Below are 18,310 nucleotides of genomic sequence, written 5' to 3' on the forward strand. Positions count from 1 at the left end.
GGCGCGGCGGGGAATGACCATGTTCGATCTCAAACTGACCAATGCCACCCTGCCCGACGGCCGCGCCGGCATGGATATCGGCATCCGGCACGGCCGCATTGCCGCGCTCGAACCCAATCTCGGTGGCGAAGCAGGTCAAACCATCGACGCCGCCGGGCAATTGGTCAGCCCGCCTTTCGTCGATTGCCACTTCCATATGGATGCCACGCTGTCGCTCGGCCTCCCTCGCCATAATGAAAGCGGGCTTCTGCTCGAAGGCATAAAGATCTGGGGCGAGCTCAAGCCCCTGCTCACACAGGACGCGGTCATTCAACGCGCGCTCGACTATTGCGATCTCGCCGTGTCGCAGGGCCTCCTCGCCATCCGCAGCCATGTCGATATCTGCGATGAACGGCTACTCGGCGTTGAAGCCCTGCTCGAGGTCAAAAAACAAGTCGCCCCCTATATCGACCTGCAATTGGTCGCCTTCCCCCAGGACGGCTATTATCGCTATCCCGGCGCAATCGACCTCCTCAATCGCGCCCTCGACATGGGTGTCGATGTGGTCGGCGGCATTCCCCATTTCGAGCGCACCATGGCCGATGGCGCCGCCAGCGTGAAAGCCCTTTGCGAAATCGCCGCCACCCGCGGCCTGCTGGTGGATCTGCATTGCGACGAAACCGACGATCCGCTCTCGCGCCATATCGAGGCCCTGGCCTACGAAACCCAGCGCCTTGGCCTCAATGGCCGGGTCAATGGTTCGCACCTCACTTCCATGCACTCCATGGACAATTACTACGTCTCAAAACTCCTGCCGCTCATGGCCGAGGCCGGTGTCAGCGCCACCGCCAATCCGCTGATCAATATCGGCATCCAGGGTCGCCACGACACCTATCCCAAGCGCCGCGGCATGACCCGCATCCCCGAAATGCTGACCTATGGCATCACCTGCGCCTTCGGCCATGACTGCGTCATGGACCCCTGGTATTCGCTGGGTCAGGCCGACATGCTCGAAGTGGCTTCCATGGGTCTCCATGTAGGCCAAATGACCAGCCGCCAGGCCATGCGCACCTGTTTTGACCTTGTGACCAAGGGCCCCGCCGCAATCATGCATCTCGACGGCTACGGCATCGACATCGGCAACAAGGCCGATATGATGCTGCTGCAGGCCGCCGACCCCATCGAAGCCATCCGTTTGAAGGCCACTCGCCTCGCCGTCATCAAATCGGGCAAAGTCATCGCCTCAGCTCCGCGACGAGAAAGCACCTTGTCGCTCGCTGGTCGTCCCGCTTCCATCGACGCATCGCGCACCTTTCCGCGCTAGAAAACGCCCCGTCGCGGTCTATGGCGTTGACCCCGCCGCCCCGATGCGGCACTCGAGAACACGCCCCGCTTCAATCAGGCCAAACCCATGATCCCGATTATCGACACTCATTTGCACCTGATCTATCCCGACCGCATCGCCTATCCCTGGCTATCGGGCGCACCGGCCATCAACCGGCCCTGGCATGTTGAGGATTACTGGGCCGAAGCCCGCCCCCTTGGCATCGAGGCGGCTCTGCACATGGAGGTCGATGTCGACGAAAAGGATATCGAGGCCGAAACGCGCCTCGTTCTGGGGCTGAAGGGCATTGCCGGCGCTGTCGCCGCCTGCCGCCCCGAAACCCTCGACTTCGAACGCCAATTGGACAACCTGGCCGCCATTCCGGGCATACGCGGCCTGCGCCGCATTTTGCACGAAGCGCCCGGCACTTTGAGCCAGACACCGCATTTCGCGCAGAATGTCGGCCGCCTTGCCGCTTATGGCCTGACCTTCGATCTTTGCGTCCGCCCCGATCAATTGCCCATCGGCCAGTCTCTGGTGGATCGCTGCCCTGATGTGACCTTCATCCTCGATCATTGCGGCGCGCAATATATCACCGTGGGCAATTTCTCGCCCTGGCGCGAATACATCACCGAAATCGCGCGGCGGCCCAACCTCGTGGCCAAGGTGTCCGGCATTATCGCCTATGCCGGCAAGGGCTGGACCCTCGATGCTATCCGCCCCTATGTCGAGCACATTATCGAAAGCTTCGGCTGGGATCGCGTCGTCTGGGGATCGGACCACCCGGTCGTTACCTTGGGCGGTTCTCTGACCGACTGGGTTGGTGCAACGCGCGAGATCATCAAGGGCGCCAGCGCCGAGGAACAAGCCAAATTGCTCAATGGCAATGCCAGGCGGATTTATCGGCTCTAAAACGCTGATCGGAATCGGCGGTTCCTGCGCCTCCCTCCCCCTTGAGGGGAGGGAACGAGGGTGGGGGTGGTTTTGTGGGTCGCCGATGGCCCCCAACCCAGCCTCTCGTTTCCGTCAAAACTGACAGAGTCTAGCCCCGCTTGTGGGGAATGCAGATCGGGCGCTGATGCACCGGGTCGGTGATGATTTCGGCGGTGACGTTGAACACCTCCGCGATCAGGTCGGACCGCATCATCGCCTCTGGGGCCCCACGCTCGCGCACCTTGCCCTCTGAGACAAACACAAGCTGGTCCGCATAGCGCGCCGCCAGGTTGAGATCGTGCAATACCAGAACGATGGTGCGTCCCTGTTCGCGATTGAGCTTGGTGACCAGTTCGAGACAATCGAGCTGATGTGCCATGTCGAGATGGTTGACCGGTTCATCCAGGCAAATAACGTCAGTCTCCTGCGCCAGCACCATGGCGATCCAGGCGCGCTGCAATTGCCCGCCGGAAAGCGAGCCGATGCGCCGATGCCGCATATGGGCGACCCCCGTTCCCTCCATGGCCGCCGCCACCGCCGCGTCGTCCCCGGCGCTCCAGGGTTGCAACATCGCCTGGTGCGGATAGCGGCCCAGCCGCACCAGCTCTTCCACGCTCATGTCCTGCGGCGCGCTCGGACTTTGCGCCAATAGACCGATCCGCCGGCCCAGCGCCTTGCCATTGAGCTTGGAAATATCTTCCGCATCGAGCAGCACCTGCCCCGCTTGCGGCGCATGCAGGCGGCGGATCGCCCGCAGCAATGTGGATTTGCCGCAGCCATTGGGCCCGGCCAGCACCGTGATCTGGCCGAGCGGAATAGGCAGGCTCAATGCATCCAGCACCGTTTCAGACCCATAGCCTAGGGTCAGGTCCTTGACCTCGATGCGATTGGCCATCCGGTCATCCATTGGCATTGTCCTTGCGCATGAGCAGATAGAGAAAATAGGGCGCCCCGATAATGGCCGTCACGGTCCCCGCGGGCACTTCAAGCGGCGCGAAGGCAACGCGGATCAGCAGGTCCGCCCCCACCAGGATAATCGCGCCGAGCAGGATCGACACTACAATCCCCGCCGCCCGCGCCCGCCCGACCAGAAGCCTCGCCAGGTGGGGCGCAATCAGCCCGATAAAGCCGACCCCGCCGGCAAAGGACACCGCCCCCGCCGTCAGCAAGGCGGCCAGCAGAAAAATCAGGATACGATAGCGCGGCAGGTTGAGCCCGATACTGCGCGAGGAAACATCGTCGAGATCCGCGGGCGGCAAATTCCGGGCGGCAATGGCCGCGACGATACCCACCGGTACCAATATGGCGACCATCATCTGCACCTCGGTCCAGTTGATGGTATTGACCGCGCCGGCCAGCCAGCGCGCGGCCTGTCCAGCCTGGTAGATCGGCCCGATCAACATGAAAATGGTCGTCAATGCCTTGGCGACCGCCGCAATGGCAATGCCGAACAGGATCAGCCTGATGGCCGAGGAGGCTTGCCGTCCCGAAAGCAGAAAAACCAGGCCGATGGCCGTCATGGCGCCAATGGCGGCGGCCAGCGGCTGCCAGGCAACAGAAACCATGAGCGCATTGGTCTCGTCAGAAAAGATCGCAAGAAACAACACCACGCCCAGCGCCGCTCCGTCGACAACCCCCAAAACACCCGGCGAGGCCAGTTCATTGCGGGTAATCCGCTGCAGCAGGTAGCCGGCAAAGGCTATGGCACCGCCCGCAATGGCCGCGGCCGCGACACGCGGCAGGCGCAATTGCAGCACCACCAGCCTGTCGGTACGCTCGCCCCCGCCGAACAGCACATGGGCCACTGTTTCAAGCGGTATCCAGGTCGAGCCAAAGCCGACGCCGCTAAGAAACAGCAGGACAAAAACCGCGGAAACGACCAGGACGGCGAGGGCCACCGGTCCGGGCGTGCCGCGCCGCAACGGCAAGGCGCCCATGCTCATGCCAGCCTCCGCATCAGGATCACCAGCAACGCCCCGGCGCCCACCACGGCGGTAATGGCCCCCACCGGCGCCTCCACCGGATAGATCACGAAGCGAGCCGCCACATCGGCCAGCGTCGTATAGATGGCCCCAACCAGCGCTGCGGCGGCCAACTGGTGGCGATGCCTCAGCCCCACCAGCCGCCGCGCCACATGCGGCACGACCAAACCGACAAAGGCCACCGGCCCGGCCATGGACACTGCCGCCCCGGTCAGCAGAGAGACAGCCACAAAAGTCAGGCCTCGCACGGCAACCAGCGGCACGCCCAGGCTAGCCGCCGTCGCATCGTCAGCCTGTAACGCATCGAGCGCCACATGCAGCGCAAATGCCAGCCCGGCCCCCGCCAGCACCACCGGCAGGCCATTGAAAAACAGGCTGATCGGCCGGTCGACAAAGGCACCCGAAAGCCAGAACAGCAATTGCTGCAACTGCGCCTCATTGCTGGTGAGAATGATTTCGACCACGGCATGGGCCAGGCTGGCAAAGGTCACCCCGACCAGAACGATCTTGAGCGGCGACAAGCCACCCGCCCCGGCGGCCACGCCAAAAACGATAATGCTGGTGAGGAAGGCACCGAATGCGGCTGCCAGCGACAGACCCACCAGCGATTGTACGCCGAAAACCACCGTGGCCAGGACCACCGCCACCGAGGCCCCGGCATTGAGGCCCAGCGTGTCGGGCGAGGCGATGCGATTGCGCGACAGGGTCTGCACCATCACCCCGGCCATGCCCAGGGCCGCACCGGTCATGGGCGCGATGACCGCTCGGGGCAATCTGAGCCCTGCAATCACGGTTGCGGTTTCCGAACCGTCATTGACAAACAGCGCCGCCCACACCTGGTCCAGCCCATAGAGCTTATAGCCAAGGGTCAGGCTCGCTAGCATTGCTGCAGCCAGCACCGACACCAGCGCGGCATAAACCGGCCAGCGCGCGCTGGCGGCCTGCGTCCTGCCCAATGCAACCTCAGCCAGGCTCGTCACGGCAACTCCAATACATGATATTGACAGTCAGATTAAATTCTGATGGATGAAGCCATCCAATTTCAGAGCCTTTTTGTCAAGTTAAGGAAACACAATCATGTCCCCTCGTCACATGCTTTTCGTCGCAGCGGTGCTTGCCGGGGCCATGTCCTCGGCTGCCCAGGCTCGCGAAATCACCCACGCCCTGGGCGTCACCGACGTGCCCGACCATCCCCAGCGCATCGTCGTCCTGACCAATGAAGGCACCGAAGCGCTGCTGGCCGTCGGCATCACCCCGGTCGGTGCGGCCAAGTCCTGGCTGGGCAATCCCTGGTACGATCACATTGCCGACCAAATGACGGATGTTACCAATGTCGGCGAAGAATCGGCGGTCAATCTCGAAGCGCTCGTCGCCCTCCAGCCGGACCTGATCCTGGGCACCAAGCAGCGCCATGAGGCCATTTACGAACAGCTCTCCGCCATTGCCCCAACCGTGATTTCCGAGCGCCTGCGCGGCGACTGGAAGATCAATATGGCGCTCTATACCGACGCTGCCGGCAAGGGCGCCGAAGGTCAGGCCGCGCTCGACGCCTTCGATGCCCGCATTGCGGCGCTGTCCAGCGCGCTAGGCGACAATCTCAAGGAAAAGATCTCCATCGCCCGCTTCATGGGCGGCCAGACCCGCATCTATTTCAAGGATAGCTTTTCCGGCCTGATCCTGGACGAACTCGGCTTCACCCGCCCCGCCAGCCAGGATAAGCCCGAATTCGCCGAGCAGATCACCAAGGAGCGCATCCCCGAATTCGAGGGCGATCGCCTGTTCTATTTCACCTACGAAACCGGCAATGGCGAGGGCAATTCCCAGGCCGAGGATTGGCTCGCCGACCCGCTCTGGCAGAACCTCGAAGTAGTCAAGGCCGGCAAGGTGCATGAGGTCTCCGACGCCGTTTGGAACACCGCCGGCGGCATCATTGCCGGCAATCTCCTGCTCGACGACATCGAGTCCGTCTACGGCCTCGCTTCCACCCGCTGACAGCCCTCCGGCCGGCCTTGAGCCGGCCGGACCTTCCCCCCGAACCAGCAGAGAAACATGCGTCACCTTGCCCGTTCATTGGCTGCCATTGCAGCCATCCTCACCCTCGCCACACCGCTCAGCGCCCGCGAAATCACCCATGCCATGGGCGTCACCGACGTGCCCGACAGCCCCGAGCGTATCGTCGTACTGACCAATGAGGGCACCGAGGCCCTGCTCTATCTTGGCGTCGCGCCCATCGGCGCGGTGCAAAGCTGGCATGGCAACCCCTGGTATGAACACATCGCCGCGCCCCTCGCAGACACGGTCGCTCTGGGCACCGAGCTGGCCGTCAATCTCGAAGTCCTCGCAACCCTTGAGCCCGACCTGATCCTGGGAACCAAGGTGCGCCAGGAAAATATCTACCAGCAGCTCTCCGCCATCGCCCCAACCGTGATGAGCGAGACCATTGGCGATGAATGGCAGAACAATCTCAAATTCTACGCCGACGTTCTGGGCAGGAGCGCCGAAGGGGAAGCTGCCCTCGCTGAATTCGCCGGCCGCACCGCCGCCATCGGCGATGCCTTGGGTGATGCGAAGAACGACGAAATCTCCCTGGTTCGCTTCTCGCCCAACCGCACCCGCATCTACTACAAGCAGACTTTTGGCGGCCTGATCCTGGATCAGATCGGCTTTGCCCGCCCCGCCGCTCAGGACAAGGACGAATTCGCCGAGGAAGTCACCAAGGAACGCATCCCGGAAATGGACGGCGACCGCATTTTCTACTTCTCCAACGATCTCAACGAACAAGAAGCTGCGGCAAATCTTGAGGACTGGCTCAGCGATCCGCTCTGGCTGAGCCTTGAGGGCGTGAAGGCCGGCAAGGCCCAGCGCGTGAGCGAGATCATCTGGAACTCAGCCGGCGGCATCTATGCCGCGCACATCATGCTCGACGATATCGAAGCCATTTACGGCCTCGCCTCCACCCGCTGACGCTCAAGGGAAGGTCGACGCATGAGCCGGCTTGAAACACTCGATATCCAGGCCGGCTATGCCGACACTCCCGTCCTCCGTTCGGTCGACCTGGCCATTCCCGATAGCCAGGTCACCATCCTGATCGGGCCGAACGGTTGTGGCAAATCCACTCTGCTCAAGACCATGGCCCGCATCCTTGCCCCCTCGCGGGGCCATGTCCTGCTCGATGGCAAGGACATCCACACCCTCAATACCAGATCGGTTGCCGCCAAACTCGGCCTCCTGCCGCAGGGTCCGATCGCTCCGGAGGGCCTGACGGTCCGCGAACTGGTGACCCAGGGCCGCTTTCCGCATCAGTCGCTGCTGCGTCAATGGACCCGGGCCGACGAGGACGCGGTCGATGGCGCCATGGCCACTGCCGGCATCACTGATTTTGCCGACCGCGCCGTCGATACGCTTTCGGGCGGTCAGCGCCAGCGCTGCTGGGTCGCCATGGTGCTGGCGCAGGAAACCGAGCTGATCCTGCTTGATGAACCCACCACATTTCTCGATCTCAAGGTGCAGGTCGATCTGATGGACCTCTTGACCGGGCTCGCCCATGAGCGCGGCCGCACCCTGGTCATCGTGCTGCACGAATTGAGCCTGGCCGCCGCCTATGCCGATCATCTGGTGATGATGAAGCAGGGCCGGATCGTCGCCGCCGGAGAGCCGGGCGACATCTTCACCGCCGAGCGCCTCAAGCATGTCTTCGATCTGGACGCCAATGTCCTGCGCGATCCCACAAGCGGCCGACTGGTCTGCGTCCCTTTCAGTGGCCGTCGCCGCGTCCCCGAGGCCGCCCAATGAGCGAGATCACGGCATCAGAGCCGGTCCGGCACAGGATACGCGCCTGGAGCGGTGTCCTGCCTTTGCTCGCCATGCTGGCCGGCGCCTTTCTTTTTCACATTGCCGTCGGTGCCAAGCCCTTGCCGGTCACCACGGTCTTTGACGCGTTGATCAGCTTCGACCCCACCAATTTCGACCATGTCATCGTGCAAAATCTGCGCTTGCCCCGTGCCGTGCTTGCCCTTGTCGTGGGTGCCGCCCTGTCCCTGGCCGGAGCCTTGATGCAGGGCGTCACCCGCAATCCGCTCGCCGATCCGGGCCTTCTCGGCCTCACCACCGGCGCCGCCTTTGCCGTCGTTCTCGCCCAGACCGTTTTCGGCGTCGCGGCCTTGGCGGCCATGCCCTGGATCGCCATGTCCGGCGCCCTGGGCGCAGCCGTCATCGTCTTTTTCATCTCCCGTCTGGTCCCGGGCGGCGCCACCCCGCTCAGCATGACCCTGGCCGGCGCCGCCGTCAGCGCCTTTTTGGGCACCATCATTTCCATCATTCACCTGCTCAATCAGGATACATTCGAAAATCTCCGGGTCTGGCTCACCGGCTCGTTGGCCGGCCGCGACATCACCCTGCTCTGGTATACCGGCCCCTGGATGCTGATCGCTTTTGTCGCCGGCGTCCTGCTCGCGCCCCGCGTTACCGTACTTGCCATGGGCGACGAGGTCGCTCAGGGGCTGGGGGTCAAGACGGGTTGGCTCAAGGCCCAATTGCTCGCCGTTGTCGTCGTGTTGACGGCCTGCTCGGTAGCCTTGGCCGGTCCACTCGGCTTTATCGGCCTCGTTATTCCCCATGTCGTGCGCCTCTATGTCGGCTCCGACTATCGCTGGATCGTGCCCTATTCGGCCCTTGTGGGCGCCGCCTATCTGATCTCGGTCGATATCGTCGCCCGCATTGCCATTCCACCGCGCGAAATTTCCACCGGCATCATCACCGCCCTCGTTGGCGCCCCGCTCTTTGTGCATCTGGTGCGCCGGAGGGCTCGCTGATGAACACGGTCGCCCCACCCCGCCAACTCGTCCTGCGCACACCGCGCCAATTGATCGCCCTGCGCCTGCCGCTACGCGGCCTCGTCGTAGCTGGCCTGCTGCTGCTGGCGCTGCTTCTGGTCTCCGCAATAAGCCTGGCCACAGGCAGCTATGGCGTTGCCCTCGGTGAGGTCTGGGAGACATTGCGCGGCATCACCATCAGCCGCGTCATCGACAATGTCATCTGGGAATTCCGCTTCCCCCGCACGCTCTGCGCGGCCCTGGTCGGCGCCATGATGGCCCTCTCCGGCGCCGTGCTGCAAAACGCTACCCGCAATAGTCTGGCCGATCCGTCTCTGGTCGGCGTCAGCCAGGGCGCCGCGCTGGCCGTGGTCACGCTCACCATTCTCTTCCCTGAGCTGGGTAGCGGCTGGCGCCCCTGGATCGCCTTTGCCGGCTCGATCCTGGTGGCCATGGCCATACGAACCTTGTCCCAGACGCATCACGGCCCCAGCACCATCCGTTTTGTCCTGATGGGCATTGGCCTTTCCGCCTTCATCTCCTCGATCACCTCAATCCTGCTCACCTATGGCGAAATCGACCGGGCCATGGCGGCGCTCGCCTGGCTGGCCGGTTCGATCAATGCGGCAAGCTGGGGCGATGTCTGGACATTGCTAGGCTGGGCAGCCGTGCTATTCCCCCTTTTGCTCCTACTCAGCCGCTCCATGAGCGCGCTGCGCTTTGGCGGCATCACCGCCATTGGCCTAGGCGCGCCGGTCACCCTGGTCCGCAATGTGCAATTGGCCATTGCCGTCGGCCTTGCTGCCATTGCCACCTCGGTCGTCGGCCCGCTCGGCTTTGTCGGCCTCGTCGCGCCCCATGCCGCCCGGCGACTGGCGCCCGCGGGCATGGGCCTGCACCTGGTGCTGGTGGCCCTTTTCGGCGCCCTGTTGGTCGCCCTGGCCGACCTTGTTGGCCGCGCCGCCTTCGCCCCCATCCAGGTCCCGGCCGGCATCCTCACCGCTCTGATCGGCGTCCCGATCTTCGTGCTGCTGCTCATTCGCAGCCAGCCGGCCTCATCCAGCTAATTTTGGAGAAACCCAATGCTCAAAAAGCTCGTCCTTGCCTGCGCCCTCGGCCTTGCTTTCGCAACATCCACCTTCGCTCAGGAAACCCGCGCCTTCACGGCCGCCAATGGCACATTCGACATTCCCGTCGTGCCGCAACGCATTGTCGCGCTCAATGACCAGATCATCGCCCTGCCGCTCTACGAATTGGGGGCACCGGTCGTGGGCAGCGCCGGGCGCACCGATGCCGATGGCAATTTTTTCATGCGCGGCGGCATGGACACGCTGGGCATCGACTATGCCAACACCGATATCGAATATGTCGGTGCGTTCAACGCCCTCGACATCGAGACCATTGCTGCGCTGCAGCCCGACCTCATCATCGGCGGCACCTATACCGACCCGGCTGTGGTCGAGCAGTTGCAGACCATTGCCCCGACCCTGGTCATCGACAATGGCAGCCTGGGCCTGATCAAGACCTTGGAAACCCTGGCCAATCTCAGCGGCAAGGCCGGCAATTTTGAAGCCCGCTACCAGCGCTATCTCGACAATGTCGAGCGCACAAAAAGCTATATCGGCGACCCATCCTCCATCTCGGCAACCATGACCTTCATGTTCCCCGCCGGCGAGGAGCTCTGGGTCTATCGCACGAGTCTTGGCGCCATTTCGCAGGTCCTGTCCGATCTCGACTTTGCCCAGCCCGCCGCTGTCGCCGCGCTGGGTGAAAATCAGGCGTCCTGGAGCGCCGAGCTGATCCAGCAGCTCGATGCCGATTTCGTCTTCGGCTTCTACCGCCAGCAACCCGATGCCACGCCAGAGGCTATTTTCGCCGCCTATGAAAAATTCGCCCCCGGCTGGTGTCAGGTGCTAACGGCCTGCCGCAACGGTCAGTTCATTCTTCTGCCCGGCCCCGCATTCGGCTCGACCATGACCGGTCTCGAACTGGCATTGGAACTGGTCGAAAGCCATGTCGCGGCCCGTGCCTACACGCCCTTCGAAGAATAGACACCATGAGCCACGTCTTCTGCACCGACGTCTGCCGCGAGCGCGGCGAACCGCTCGAGGGGCTTGGAGATGCGCCGCAGCGCGTCCTCATGCTGGCCTGGCCGCGCGGCAAGTGGCGCACCCCGCGCTGGGAATCGGTCGACATGTCGCCGGCTTTGACTCGAGCGCTGCATGAGGCGTCGCAGGCTGGCCTTCATGTCGCACTGGTCGACAAGGTCGAAGCGCCGGGCAGCCTGCCCACCCTTCATGCCCTGCCCGAAAATGTCTTTGCCGATTTTGCCGATGAGGCCGACCTGATCCAGGCCATCGCTGCATATGTCGACGGGCAGCTCTTTGCCGGGCAGCGCGACACCCGCCCCACCATCATCTGCTGCACCGATAGCCGGCGCGATGCCTGTTGCGCGCGGCATGGTTTTTCGACCTACAAAGCGCTTGTCGCCATTGCCGATCCCAAGCGTTTCAACATCGTCCAGGCCACCCATATTGGCGGCTGCCGCTTTGCCGCTTCCCTGCTCGTCATGCCGCAGCGCCAACGCTATGGCCGCATGAGCGCGGGCCTTGCCCCGGCCTTTCTAGCCGCGCTCGAACGCGGCGAAATCTATCTGCCGTCCTATAAGGGCCGTTCCGGCCAGCCCGAGCCGGTCCAGATTGCCGAACTGGCCGCCATGCGCTGGGCCGACGAGCGCGGTCGCACACTATCGGACGTGCCCTTGTCCGGCACAATTCCGGACCACATCTCGGAGGGCACGCGGCTCACTCTGGGCGCGGAGATCGGCGGCGAACGCCTTTCCATTCACCTCCATGCACAGAACTTCATGGTCCAAGGCAATTGCGCCACCGTGGCCGAAGGCGGCGGCAAGATGACCCTGCGCTGGTGCCTCGATAGCATCGGTCCCGAAACCAGCACTGCGTCCTAATCCCCGTTTTCAGGCCCCACCTGAACCCACCGCCAATCCGGCGGCCAGCCATACGGAGCCTCGTCCCAAATGATCAGACCCACCCTTATCGCGGCGATCCTCGCTGCCATACTGGCCTCGCCAGCCCTTGCCCTCCCCGCCTTCGCCCAAGACACCCGCACTTTCATCGATGACGCCGGGCGGAGCGTGGAAATTCCGGCCCATCCGGAGCGCATTGTCTCGCTGCATGACCTGTTCTTCTCGGTGCCGCTGATCGAGCTGGGCATTCTGCCTATTGGTAGCCACGGCCGGTCCAATGATGAGGGCACCGAGCCCTTCATGCGCTCGTCCAAAATGATGACTGGCGTCGATTTCGATACCGCCGACATCACCTTCCTTGGCACCGGCACCGAGATTGACCCCGAGGCCATTGCTGCCCTCGAACCGGACCTGATCGTGCTCTCGACCAACCAGGACCCCGACCTTTACGCCAGCATCGCGCCGGCCATCCTGCTCGACTTCAGTCTCTCGGACAAATATGCGCTCTATGACCGGCTCGCCGAAATCACCGGCTCCCAGGCCAATCTGAACCTGCTCAAGACGCGCTATGAGCAGCAGCTTTCCCAGCTCAAGACTGTGGTCGATACCCCGTCCATTTCGGTCAATGTGATTGCTGCTGTCGACGGCCAGGTCCGTTCCTATCGCCACTTCGCCGCTCTGGGCCGCGTGCTCGACGATGCCGGCTTTGCCATGCCGGAGGTGGTTCGGGACGTACCCTCTGGTCAATATCAGGACTACAGCCCCGAAATGCTGCCCGAAATGGATGCCGATCTGATCCTCGTGACCTATCGCGCCGAACAGGGCGAAACCGCCCAGGATGCCTATGATCAGCTCGAAGCCGCCGTGCCCGGTTTCTGCGCCTTCCTCACCGCCTGCCAGAATGGCCGTCTCATCGCTATCCCGCGCGACGAGACCTTTGTCACATCCTACAACGCGCTTGGTACCCTGGCCTATTCCATGATCGCCCTGACCACGCCGCCCGCCCGATAGTCGCGCCGCACAAGGATCAAGACATGAACTTCTCCAATCTTCTGGCGGCGAGTGCGCTTGCCTTCACCCTTTCCGCGCCTGTTCTTGCCCAGGATACCCGCACCTTCACCGACGACCTTGGCCGAACGGTGGACATCCCAGCCGAGCCGCTACGCATCATCTCCCTGCACGATCTCGCGATCACCGTACCGCTACTCGAGTTGGGTATCAGCCCGGTCGGCAGCCAGGGACGCACCACGGCAGAGGGAGAGCCGTTCATCCGCTCCAGCGACGTGCTGACCGGCGTGGACTTCGGCAATTCCGACATCAAGTTCGTGGGCAATCTGCCGGCTGATGTCGAGGCCATCTCGGCGCTTGAGCCGGACCTTATCCTCACCACGCCCTGGCAGACTGCACCCGTCGAGCAGCTCGATATCATCGCCCCTACTCTGGTCCTGGACAATTCCAAGCGCGGCGATCTGGGCATGCACGATATTCTGGCCGAAATCACCGGAACCGAGGATCGCCTGGCCGTGCTCAAGACCCGCTATGAGGGTCAAGTCGCCCAGATCAGACGCCTGATCGATACGGCGAACATCTCGGTCAATGTCATCCAGGGCGTCAATGGCGAGGTCCTGAGCTGGCACACCTATGGCGCACTCGGCAAGGTCCTGCGCGATGCCGGCTTCACCTTTCCCGACCGGGTCAATCAGATCCCCGAAGGCGATCTCGCCCGCATGAGCGCCGAAGAACTTCCCGCGCTCGATGCCGACTTCCTGTTTGTCACCTATCGCACCGATATTCTGGAAACGCCGGACGATGCGATCGGTCATCTCAATGAGGTCATGCCCGGCTTCTGCAATTTCCTGCATGCCTGCCGCGAAAACCAGATGATCGTCATTCCGCGCGAGGAGGCCTCGGCCTCGGCCTATTACGGGCTGGGCGTTTTGAGCTACATGATCATCTCGCACATTTCCGGCCGCGACTTCGTCGCCAAGGCCGACTGAACGCCTCGGGTCCGGCCAGCCGGACCCTATTCAATCATGATGTGGCGGATCTGGGTGTAATCGATCAGCGACTGCATCGAGAGGTCCGAGCCATAGCCCGAATTTTTCATGCCGCCATGCGGCATTTCGGTGGCCATGACCCCATGGGTATTGATCCAGGTCACCCCATATTCAAGCGCATTGGCAATGCCCATGGCCTTACTCCCATCCCGCGACCAGACCGACGATCCCAATCCATATTCCGAGGCATTGGCCCAATCGACCGCCTGCTGGTCATCCTCGAATGGCGTAATGCTGAGCACCGGCCCGAACACTTCCTTTTGCACGATTTCTGCCTCGATTGGCGCCGCCACCAGCGTTGGCGAAAAGAAGTAACCCTCCCCCTCGGCCGTCGCGCCCTGCATCACATCGTAGCCCGCGCTCCGGGCCCGCGACACGAACCCCTCCACCCGCTCCAATTGCCGCTGGCTGATCACGGGCCCGAATTCCACATCGTCCCGTTCCGGCCGCCCATAGACCAGCGACCCCACCATCCCTTCCAGCCGGTCGGTCAGGTTTTGAACCACGTCGCGATGGACAAAGATGCGGCAGGCCGCCGTACAATCCTGCCCGGCATTGTAAAAGCTGGCCTCGCGCAGCGTTTTGACGAGCTTGTCGAGATCGGCATCCGCGCAAACAATCACCGGCGCCTTGCCACCCAGTTCCAGATGCGTGCGCTTGATGCTATTGCCCGCCGCCGCCTGCAACACGGCCCGGCCCGTCCGCACATCGCCGGTCAGCGAAATCATCCGCACCAGATCATGCGAGATCAACCTATTGCCCACATCCGGCCCATTGCCGCAGATCACATTGACCACGCCTGGCGGCAGCACCTCGGCAAATATCTCGCTGAGCGCCAATAGGCTCAGCGGCGTCATCTCCGAAGGCTTGATCACCACGGCATTGCCCGCCGCAATGGCCGGCGCAATCTTCCAGGCCGCCATCAGCAGCGGATAATTCCAGGGCGCAATCTGCGCGATCACCCCGATCGGGTCGCGCCGCACCAGGCTTGTGCGGGTCGAAGACCGGTAATTGCCCGCCGCCGGCGCCGGCATATTGCGCACCGCCGTGCCATAGAAGCGGAACACATCGGCCACATTGGCCAGTTCCCCCGCCTTGACGAAGCGCAACGGCTTGCCCGCATTGCGCGACTCCACATCGGCCAGCCTTTCGGCCCTCGCCTCGATGGCATCGGCAATGGCCAGAAGTGCCGCGCTGCGCTCCCGTGGCGTGCGCTTTGACCAGTCCCGATAGGCGCGGTCGGCGGCCCCAACAGCCATCTCGATCTGGCTGTCACTGGCCGAAGCGACTGTGGCCAAGGGCCTGCCCAAGGCCGGCTCGAACGCCGTCTCGATCTCGCCTTCGCCCGCAACGAAGGCACCATCGATAAACAGCCGCGTCTCCAATCCGCTCATGCCATACCTCCGGTCCACCATTTTGCCAGCGCCGCGGCAATCTTTAGGCACCCGCTTCCCGCAACGCGTCAGCACCTGCTAGTCTGATGCTATGTCACACAAAAAGGGCGACGCACAGGCATGAGTTCCGATCCGACCGCAAATGCAGATATTGTCTCCTGGCTTGCGGACAATCCTCAGATCGAAGTCCTGCACACCGCCGTGTGCGATCTCAACGGCATTCTGCGCGGCAAGCGCATTCCCATCGATCAGGCCCGCCGCGTCGCCGAAAATGGCATCCGCATGCCGCTCTCCATCGTCGGCGTGGATGTGTGGGGCGAAGATATTGTGGGCAACCCGATGGTCTTTTCCTCCGGCGATACCGACGGCATTTGCAGCCCCACGGGACGCGGCGCCCTGCCCATCAATTGGACCACCCGCCCCAGCGCCATGATCCCGCTCTGGCTGTTTCAGGATGCGCGCACGCCTTTCCTGGGCGATCCGCGCCAGGCCCTGGCCCATGTCCTGCGCCGCTATGCCGAAATGGGGCTTGAGCCGGTGGTCGCCACCGAGCTCGAATTCTATCTCGTCGATCCCGACCCCGATTCAGCCCAGCCGCCGATCTCGCCCTATACCGGCAAGCGCCTGGATTCGGACGCCATTCTCTCACTCGACGAGCTCGAGGATTTCGGCGAGTTCTTCCGCGACGTCTATCTCCAATGCCAGCAGCAGAACGTCCCTGCCGACACCGCCGTGGCCGAAAACGGCATCGGCCAGTTCGAGATCAATCTCCTGCACACCAATGGCCTCAAGGCCGCCGATGACGCGGTCCTGTTCAAGCGCATCGTCAAGGGCGTCGCGCGCAAGCACAATCTGGTCGCCACCTTCATGGCCAAGCCCTATGGCGCCCGCTCAGGCAATGGCTTCCACGTCCATTTCAGCCTCAACGATTCGGCTGGCAACAATGTCTTTGACGATGGCACCGAAAGCGGGTCGGAAGTCATGCACCATGCCGTAGGGGGCCTCCTCGCCGGCATGGCAGAGACTACCCTGCTCTTTGCCCCCCATTTCAATTCCTATCGCCGCCTCCGGCCCGATACCCATGCGCCCAGCGCCGTCTCATGGGGTTACGAAAACCGCACCACCGCCGTGCGCATTCCCGGCGGTAATCCCAAGGCCCGCCGCATCGAACATCGCGTCTCGGGCGCCGATGCCAATCCCTATCTGGTCCTGGCCGGCATTCTCGGCGCCGCACTTGTCGGCATCGAAGACCAGATCAAGCCGCCAAAGCCGTTCAAGGGTCGCGCCTATTCCGAGCGCCTGCCCAAACTGCCCGCCGACTGGGCCTCGGCGGTCAACGCCTTTGAAGACGGGGACATGGTGCCGCGCATCTTCGATTCCTCACTCCACGCCATGTTCGTCGCCTGCAAGCGCCAGGAAATTGCGGGCTTTGCCTCCCAGGTCACCGATCTGGAATTCTCCGCCTATCTGGAGGCCATCTGATGGCTGAACCGTCCTATGCCGGCGATGGCGCCTATCCCCCCAGCTATTACGCCGCCTCGCGCAATATCATCCGCCAGCCGGTAAAACTGGAAGCGAGCATCGAGGCCGATATCTGCGTGGTCGGCGCCGGCTATTCGGGGCTTTCAGCAGCGATCAGTCTGGCCGAACACGGCTTCAAGGTCGTGGTTGTCGAGGGCGCCGAAGTCGGCTGGGGTGCTTCGGGGCGCAATGGCGGCCAGGTGGTCAATGGTCTCAATGCCAGCCTTGGCACCATCCAGCGTCGCTATGGGCAGCAAACGGCCAATTTCGTTGGCGGCCTGCTCCAGGAGGGCGCCGGCATCATCTATGACCGCGTCGCCCGCTATTCCATTCAATGCGATCTCAAACGCGGCAATATCTATGCCGCCTATACCCCCAAGCACATGGAAGAGCTCAAAGCCAAGAAGGACCTCTGGGCCTCCCATGGCATGAACGACCATGAACTGCTCGACAAAAACCAGATCCGCCAGCATATCGGCTCATCCGTCTATCAAGGCGGCATGATCGACCATTCGGGCGGCCATATGCACCCGCTCAATCTGGCCCTTGGCGAAGCTGCTGCCTTTGAAAGTCTTGGCGGCACAATTTTCGAGCATTCCCCCGTCACCCGGGTCGAACAGGATGCGCCCGGTGCCACAGTCCACACAGCCAAGGGCCAAGTCCGCGCCAAAACCGCGCTCATCTGCGGCAATGCCTATCTCGGCCATGTCGTGCCCGAATTGACCGCCCGCGTCATGCCCGTTTCGACGCAGATGATGGCCACCGAGCCTCTGGGCGAAGAACGCGCAAAGACCCTGCTGCCCACCGATATGTGCGTCGAGGATGTGCGCTATATTCTCGACTATTTCCGCCTCTCGGCCGACCACCGGCTGATCTTCGGCGGGGGCGTAGTCTATGGCGGCACTGACCCGGCCGATGTCGAAGCCAAGCTCAGGCCCAATATGGACAAGGTCTTTCCGCAGCTCAAAGACGTGAAGGTGGACTACGCCTGGAGCGGCAATTTTGCCCTCTCCTTCTCGCGCGTCCCCCAGCTCGGGCGCCTGGGCAACAATATCTACTTCGCCCATGGCTATTCCGGCCATGGCGTCACTGGCTCGCATCTGTTCGGGCGCATCCTTTCTGAAGCCGTGCGCGGCGACATGACCCGCTTCGACACCTTTGCCAGCCTCCCCTGGATTCCCTTCCCCGGCGGCCGCCTGTTCCGCGCGCAATATTCAACGCTTGGGTCGTGGTGGTACGCCCTCAAGGACCGGCTGGGCATTTGATTGAAACCGGCGCCCCAAAACACACAATTCCGCCCTCGGACTTGATCCGAGGGCCAGT

General features: G+C 62.9%; 17 protein-coding genes. 13 read left to right on the plus strand and 4 right to left on the minus strand.

All coding sequences use genetic code 11. The annotated features are described in order from the left end of the window. Positions 1 to 13 precede the first annotated feature (13 nt). Positions 14 to 1,303: an amidohydrolase family protein gene (locus V8Z65_RS13420; RefSeq protein WP_338720657.1), complete on the plus strand. Its 1,290-nt coding sequence runs from the start codon at positions 14 to 16 to the stop codon at positions 1,301 to 1,303. Positions 1,304 to 1,390: 87 nt separating this feature from the next. Beyond that, positions 1,391 to 2,215 carry an amidohydrolase gene (locus V8Z65_RS13425; RefSeq protein WP_338720658.1) on the plus strand — a complete coding sequence of 275 codons (825 nt, stop codon included), beginning with the start codon at positions 1,391 to 1,393 and terminating at the stop codon, positions 2,213 to 2,215. A gap of 130 nt (positions 2,216 to 2,345) precedes the next feature. Here the strand turns inward: V8Z65_RS13425 and V8Z65_RS13430 are convergent, their stop codons facing one another. Genes V8Z65_RS13430 through V8Z65_RS13440 form a run of 3 tightly spaced genes read right to left on the minus strand, consistent with a single transcriptional unit; the run spans position 2,346 to position 5,198 of the window. Further along, on the minus strand, positions 2,346 to 3,143 hold the full coding sequence (locus V8Z65_RS13430; protein ID WP_338720659.1) for an ABC transporter ATP-binding protein: 798 nt from the start codon (positions 3,141 to 3,143) through the stop codon (positions 2,346 to 2,348). Continuing rightward, a complete protein-coding gene (locus V8Z65_RS13435; RefSeq protein ID WP_338720660.1) occupies positions 3,136 to 4,179 on the minus strand; it encodes an iron ABC transporter permease in 1,044 nt (347 codons plus the stop codon). Before V8Z65_RS13435 ends, V8Z65_RS13430 begins: the two co-directional genes overlap by 8 nt. Further along, complete coding sequence (locus tag V8Z65_RS13440; RefSeq protein ID WP_338720661.1) at positions 4,176 to 5,198, minus strand: iron ABC transporter permease; 1,023 nt, start codon at positions 5,196 to 5,198, stop codon at positions 4,176 to 4,178. Before V8Z65_RS13440 ends, V8Z65_RS13435 begins: the two co-directional genes overlap by 4 nt. Before the next feature lie 97 nt (positions 5,199 to 5,295). Here V8Z65_RS13440 and V8Z65_RS13445 point away from each other — a divergent pair, with 97 nt between their 5' ends. From V8Z65_RS13445 to V8Z65_RS13485, 9 genes are all read left to right on the plus strand, one after another. Further along, positions 5,296 to 6,210, plus strand: coding sequence for an iron-siderophore ABC transporter substrate-binding protein (locus V8Z65_RS13445; protein ID WP_338720662.1), 915 nt, complete (start codon positions 5,296 to 5,298; stop codon positions 6,208 to 6,210). Positions 6,211 to 6,267: 57 nt separating this feature from the next. Next, complete coding sequence (locus V8Z65_RS13450; protein WP_338720663.1) at positions 6,268 to 7,182, plus strand: iron-siderophore ABC transporter substrate-binding protein; 915 nt, start codon at positions 6,268 to 6,270, stop codon at positions 7,180 to 7,182. A gap of 21 nt (positions 7,183 to 7,203) precedes the next feature. Then, positions 7,204 to 8,010, plus strand: coding sequence for an ABC transporter ATP-binding protein (locus V8Z65_RS13455; RefSeq protein WP_338720664.1), 807 nt, complete (start codon positions 7,204 to 7,206; stop codon positions 8,008 to 8,010). Beyond that, positions 8,007 to 9,029 carry an iron ABC transporter permease gene (locus V8Z65_RS13460; protein ID WP_338720665.1) on the plus strand — a complete coding sequence of 341 codons (1,023 nt, stop codon included), beginning with the start codon at positions 8,007 to 8,009 and terminating at the stop codon, positions 9,027 to 9,029. Before V8Z65_RS13455 ends, V8Z65_RS13460 begins: the two co-directional genes overlap by 4 nt. Beyond that, on the plus strand, positions 9,029 to 10,096 hold the full coding sequence (locus V8Z65_RS13465; protein ID WP_338720666.1) for an iron ABC transporter permease: 1,068 nt from the start codon (positions 9,029 to 9,031) through the stop codon (positions 10,094 to 10,096). The genes V8Z65_RS13460 and V8Z65_RS13465 overlap by 1 nt, the downstream gene beginning before the upstream one ends. 15 nt (positions 10,097 to 10,111) lie before the next feature. Further along, positions 10,112 to 11,080, plus strand: a complete 969-nt coding sequence (locus tag V8Z65_RS13470; protein WP_338720667.1) for an ABC transporter substrate-binding protein — start codon at positions 10,112 to 10,114, stop codon at positions 11,078 to 11,080. Positions 11,081 to 11,085: 5 nt separating this feature from the next. After that, positions 11,086 to 11,997 carry a sucrase ferredoxin gene (locus V8Z65_RS13475; RefSeq protein WP_338720668.1) on the plus strand — a complete coding sequence of 304 codons (912 nt, stop codon included), beginning with the start codon at positions 11,086 to 11,088 and terminating at the stop codon, positions 11,995 to 11,997. Between the two features lie 69 nt (positions 11,998 to 12,066). Then, positions 12,067 to 13,026, plus strand: coding sequence for an ABC transporter substrate-binding protein (locus V8Z65_RS13480; protein WP_338720669.1), 960 nt, complete (start codon positions 12,067 to 12,069; stop codon positions 13,024 to 13,026). 23 nt (positions 13,027 to 13,049) lie between these two features. Beyond that, on the plus strand, positions 13,050 to 14,012 hold the full coding sequence (locus V8Z65_RS13485; protein WP_338720670.1) for an ABC transporter substrate-binding protein: 963 nt from the start codon (positions 13,050 to 13,052) through the stop codon (positions 14,010 to 14,012). A 26-nt stretch (positions 14,013 to 14,038) separates the two neighbouring features. On the opposite strand, the gene V8Z65_RS13490 is transcribed toward V8Z65_RS13485, so the two are convergent. Then, positions 14,039 to 15,466, minus strand: a complete 1,428-nt coding sequence (locus tag V8Z65_RS13490; protein ID WP_338720671.1) for an aminobutyraldehyde dehydrogenase — start codon at positions 15,464 to 15,466, stop codon at positions 14,039 to 14,041. Positions 15,467 to 15,586: 120 nt separating this feature from the next. Between V8Z65_RS13490 and V8Z65_RS13495 the strand changes: the two genes are divergently transcribed. Together V8Z65_RS13495 and V8Z65_RS13500 are read left to right on the plus strand one after the other, a co-directional pair. Beyond that, positions 15,587 to 16,948, plus strand: a complete 1,362-nt coding sequence (locus tag V8Z65_RS13495) for a glutamine synthetase family protein (protein WP_338720672.1) — start codon at positions 15,587 to 15,589, stop codon at positions 16,946 to 16,948. Further along, positions 16,948 to 18,252 (plus strand): FAD-binding oxidoreductase, encoded by a 1,305-nt coding sequence (locus V8Z65_RS13500; RefSeq protein WP_338720673.1) that lies wholly within the window; start codon positions 16,948 to 16,950, stop codon positions 18,250 to 18,252. Before V8Z65_RS13495 ends, V8Z65_RS13500 begins: the two co-directional genes overlap by 1 nt. Positions 18,253 to 18,310 lie beyond the last annotated feature (58 nt).

The sequence above is a fragment of the Devosia sp. XK-2 genome (assembly GCF_037113415.1).
GTDB lineage: Bacteria > Pseudomonadota > Alphaproteobacteria > Rhizobiales > Devosiaceae > Devosia.

Coding starts and splice junctions, on each gene's coding strand:
- V8Z65_RS13480 (WP_338720669.1), top strand. CDS start 12,067: ATGATCAGACCCACCCTTATCGCGGCGATCCTCGCTGCCATACTGGCC.
- V8Z65_RS13495 (WP_338720672.1), top strand. CDS start 15,587: ATGAGTTCCGATCCGACCGCAAATGCAGATATTGTCTCCTGGCTTGCG.
- V8Z65_RS13435 (WP_338720660.1), bottom strand. CDS start 4,179: ATGAGCATGGGCGCCTTGCCGTTGCGGCGCGGCACGCCCGGACCGGTG.
- V8Z65_RS13420 (WP_338720657.1), top strand. CDS start 14: ATGACCATGTTCGATCTCAAACTGACCAATGCCACCCTGCCCGACGGC.
- V8Z65_RS13465 (WP_338720666.1), top strand. CDS start 9,029: ATGAACACGGTCGCCCCACCCCGCCAACTCGTCCTGCGCACACCGCGC.
- V8Z65_RS13485 (WP_338720670.1), top strand. CDS start 13,050: ATGAACTTCTCCAATCTTCTGGCGGCGAGTGCGCTTGCCTTCACCCTT.
- V8Z65_RS13490 (WP_338720671.1), bottom strand. CDS start 15,466: ATGAGCGGATTGGAGACGCGGCTGTTTATCGATGGTGCCTTCGTTGCG.
- V8Z65_RS13445 (WP_338720662.1), top strand. CDS start 5,296: ATGTCCCCTCGTCACATGCTTTTCGTCGCAGCGGTGCTTGCCGGGGCC.
- V8Z65_RS13450 (WP_338720663.1), top strand. CDS start 6,268: ATGCGTCACCTTGCCCGTTCATTGGCTGCCATTGCAGCCATCCTCACC.
- V8Z65_RS13425 (WP_338720658.1), top strand. CDS start 1,391: ATGATCCCGATTATCGACACTCATTTGCACCTGATCTATCCCGACCGC.
- V8Z65_RS13475 (WP_338720668.1), top strand. CDS start 11,086: ATGAGCCACGTCTTCTGCACCGACGTCTGCCGCGAGCGCGGCGAACCG.
- V8Z65_RS13460 (WP_338720665.1), top strand. CDS start 8,007: ATGAGCGAGATCACGGCATCAGAGCCGGTCCGGCACAGGATACGCGCC.
- V8Z65_RS13430 (WP_338720659.1), bottom strand. CDS start 3,143: ATGGATGACCGGATGGCCAATCGCATCGAGGTCAAGGACCTGACCCTA.
- V8Z65_RS13470 (WP_338720667.1), top strand. CDS start 10,112: ATGCTCAAAAAGCTCGTCCTTGCCTGCGCCCTCGGCCTTGCTTTCGCA.
- V8Z65_RS13500 (WP_338720673.1), top strand. CDS start 16,948: ATGGCTGAACCGTCCTATGCCGGCGATGGCGCCTATCCCCCCAGCTAT.
- V8Z65_RS13455 (WP_338720664.1), top strand. CDS start 7,204: ATGAGCCGGCTTGAAACACTCGATATCCAGGCCGGCTATGCCGACACT.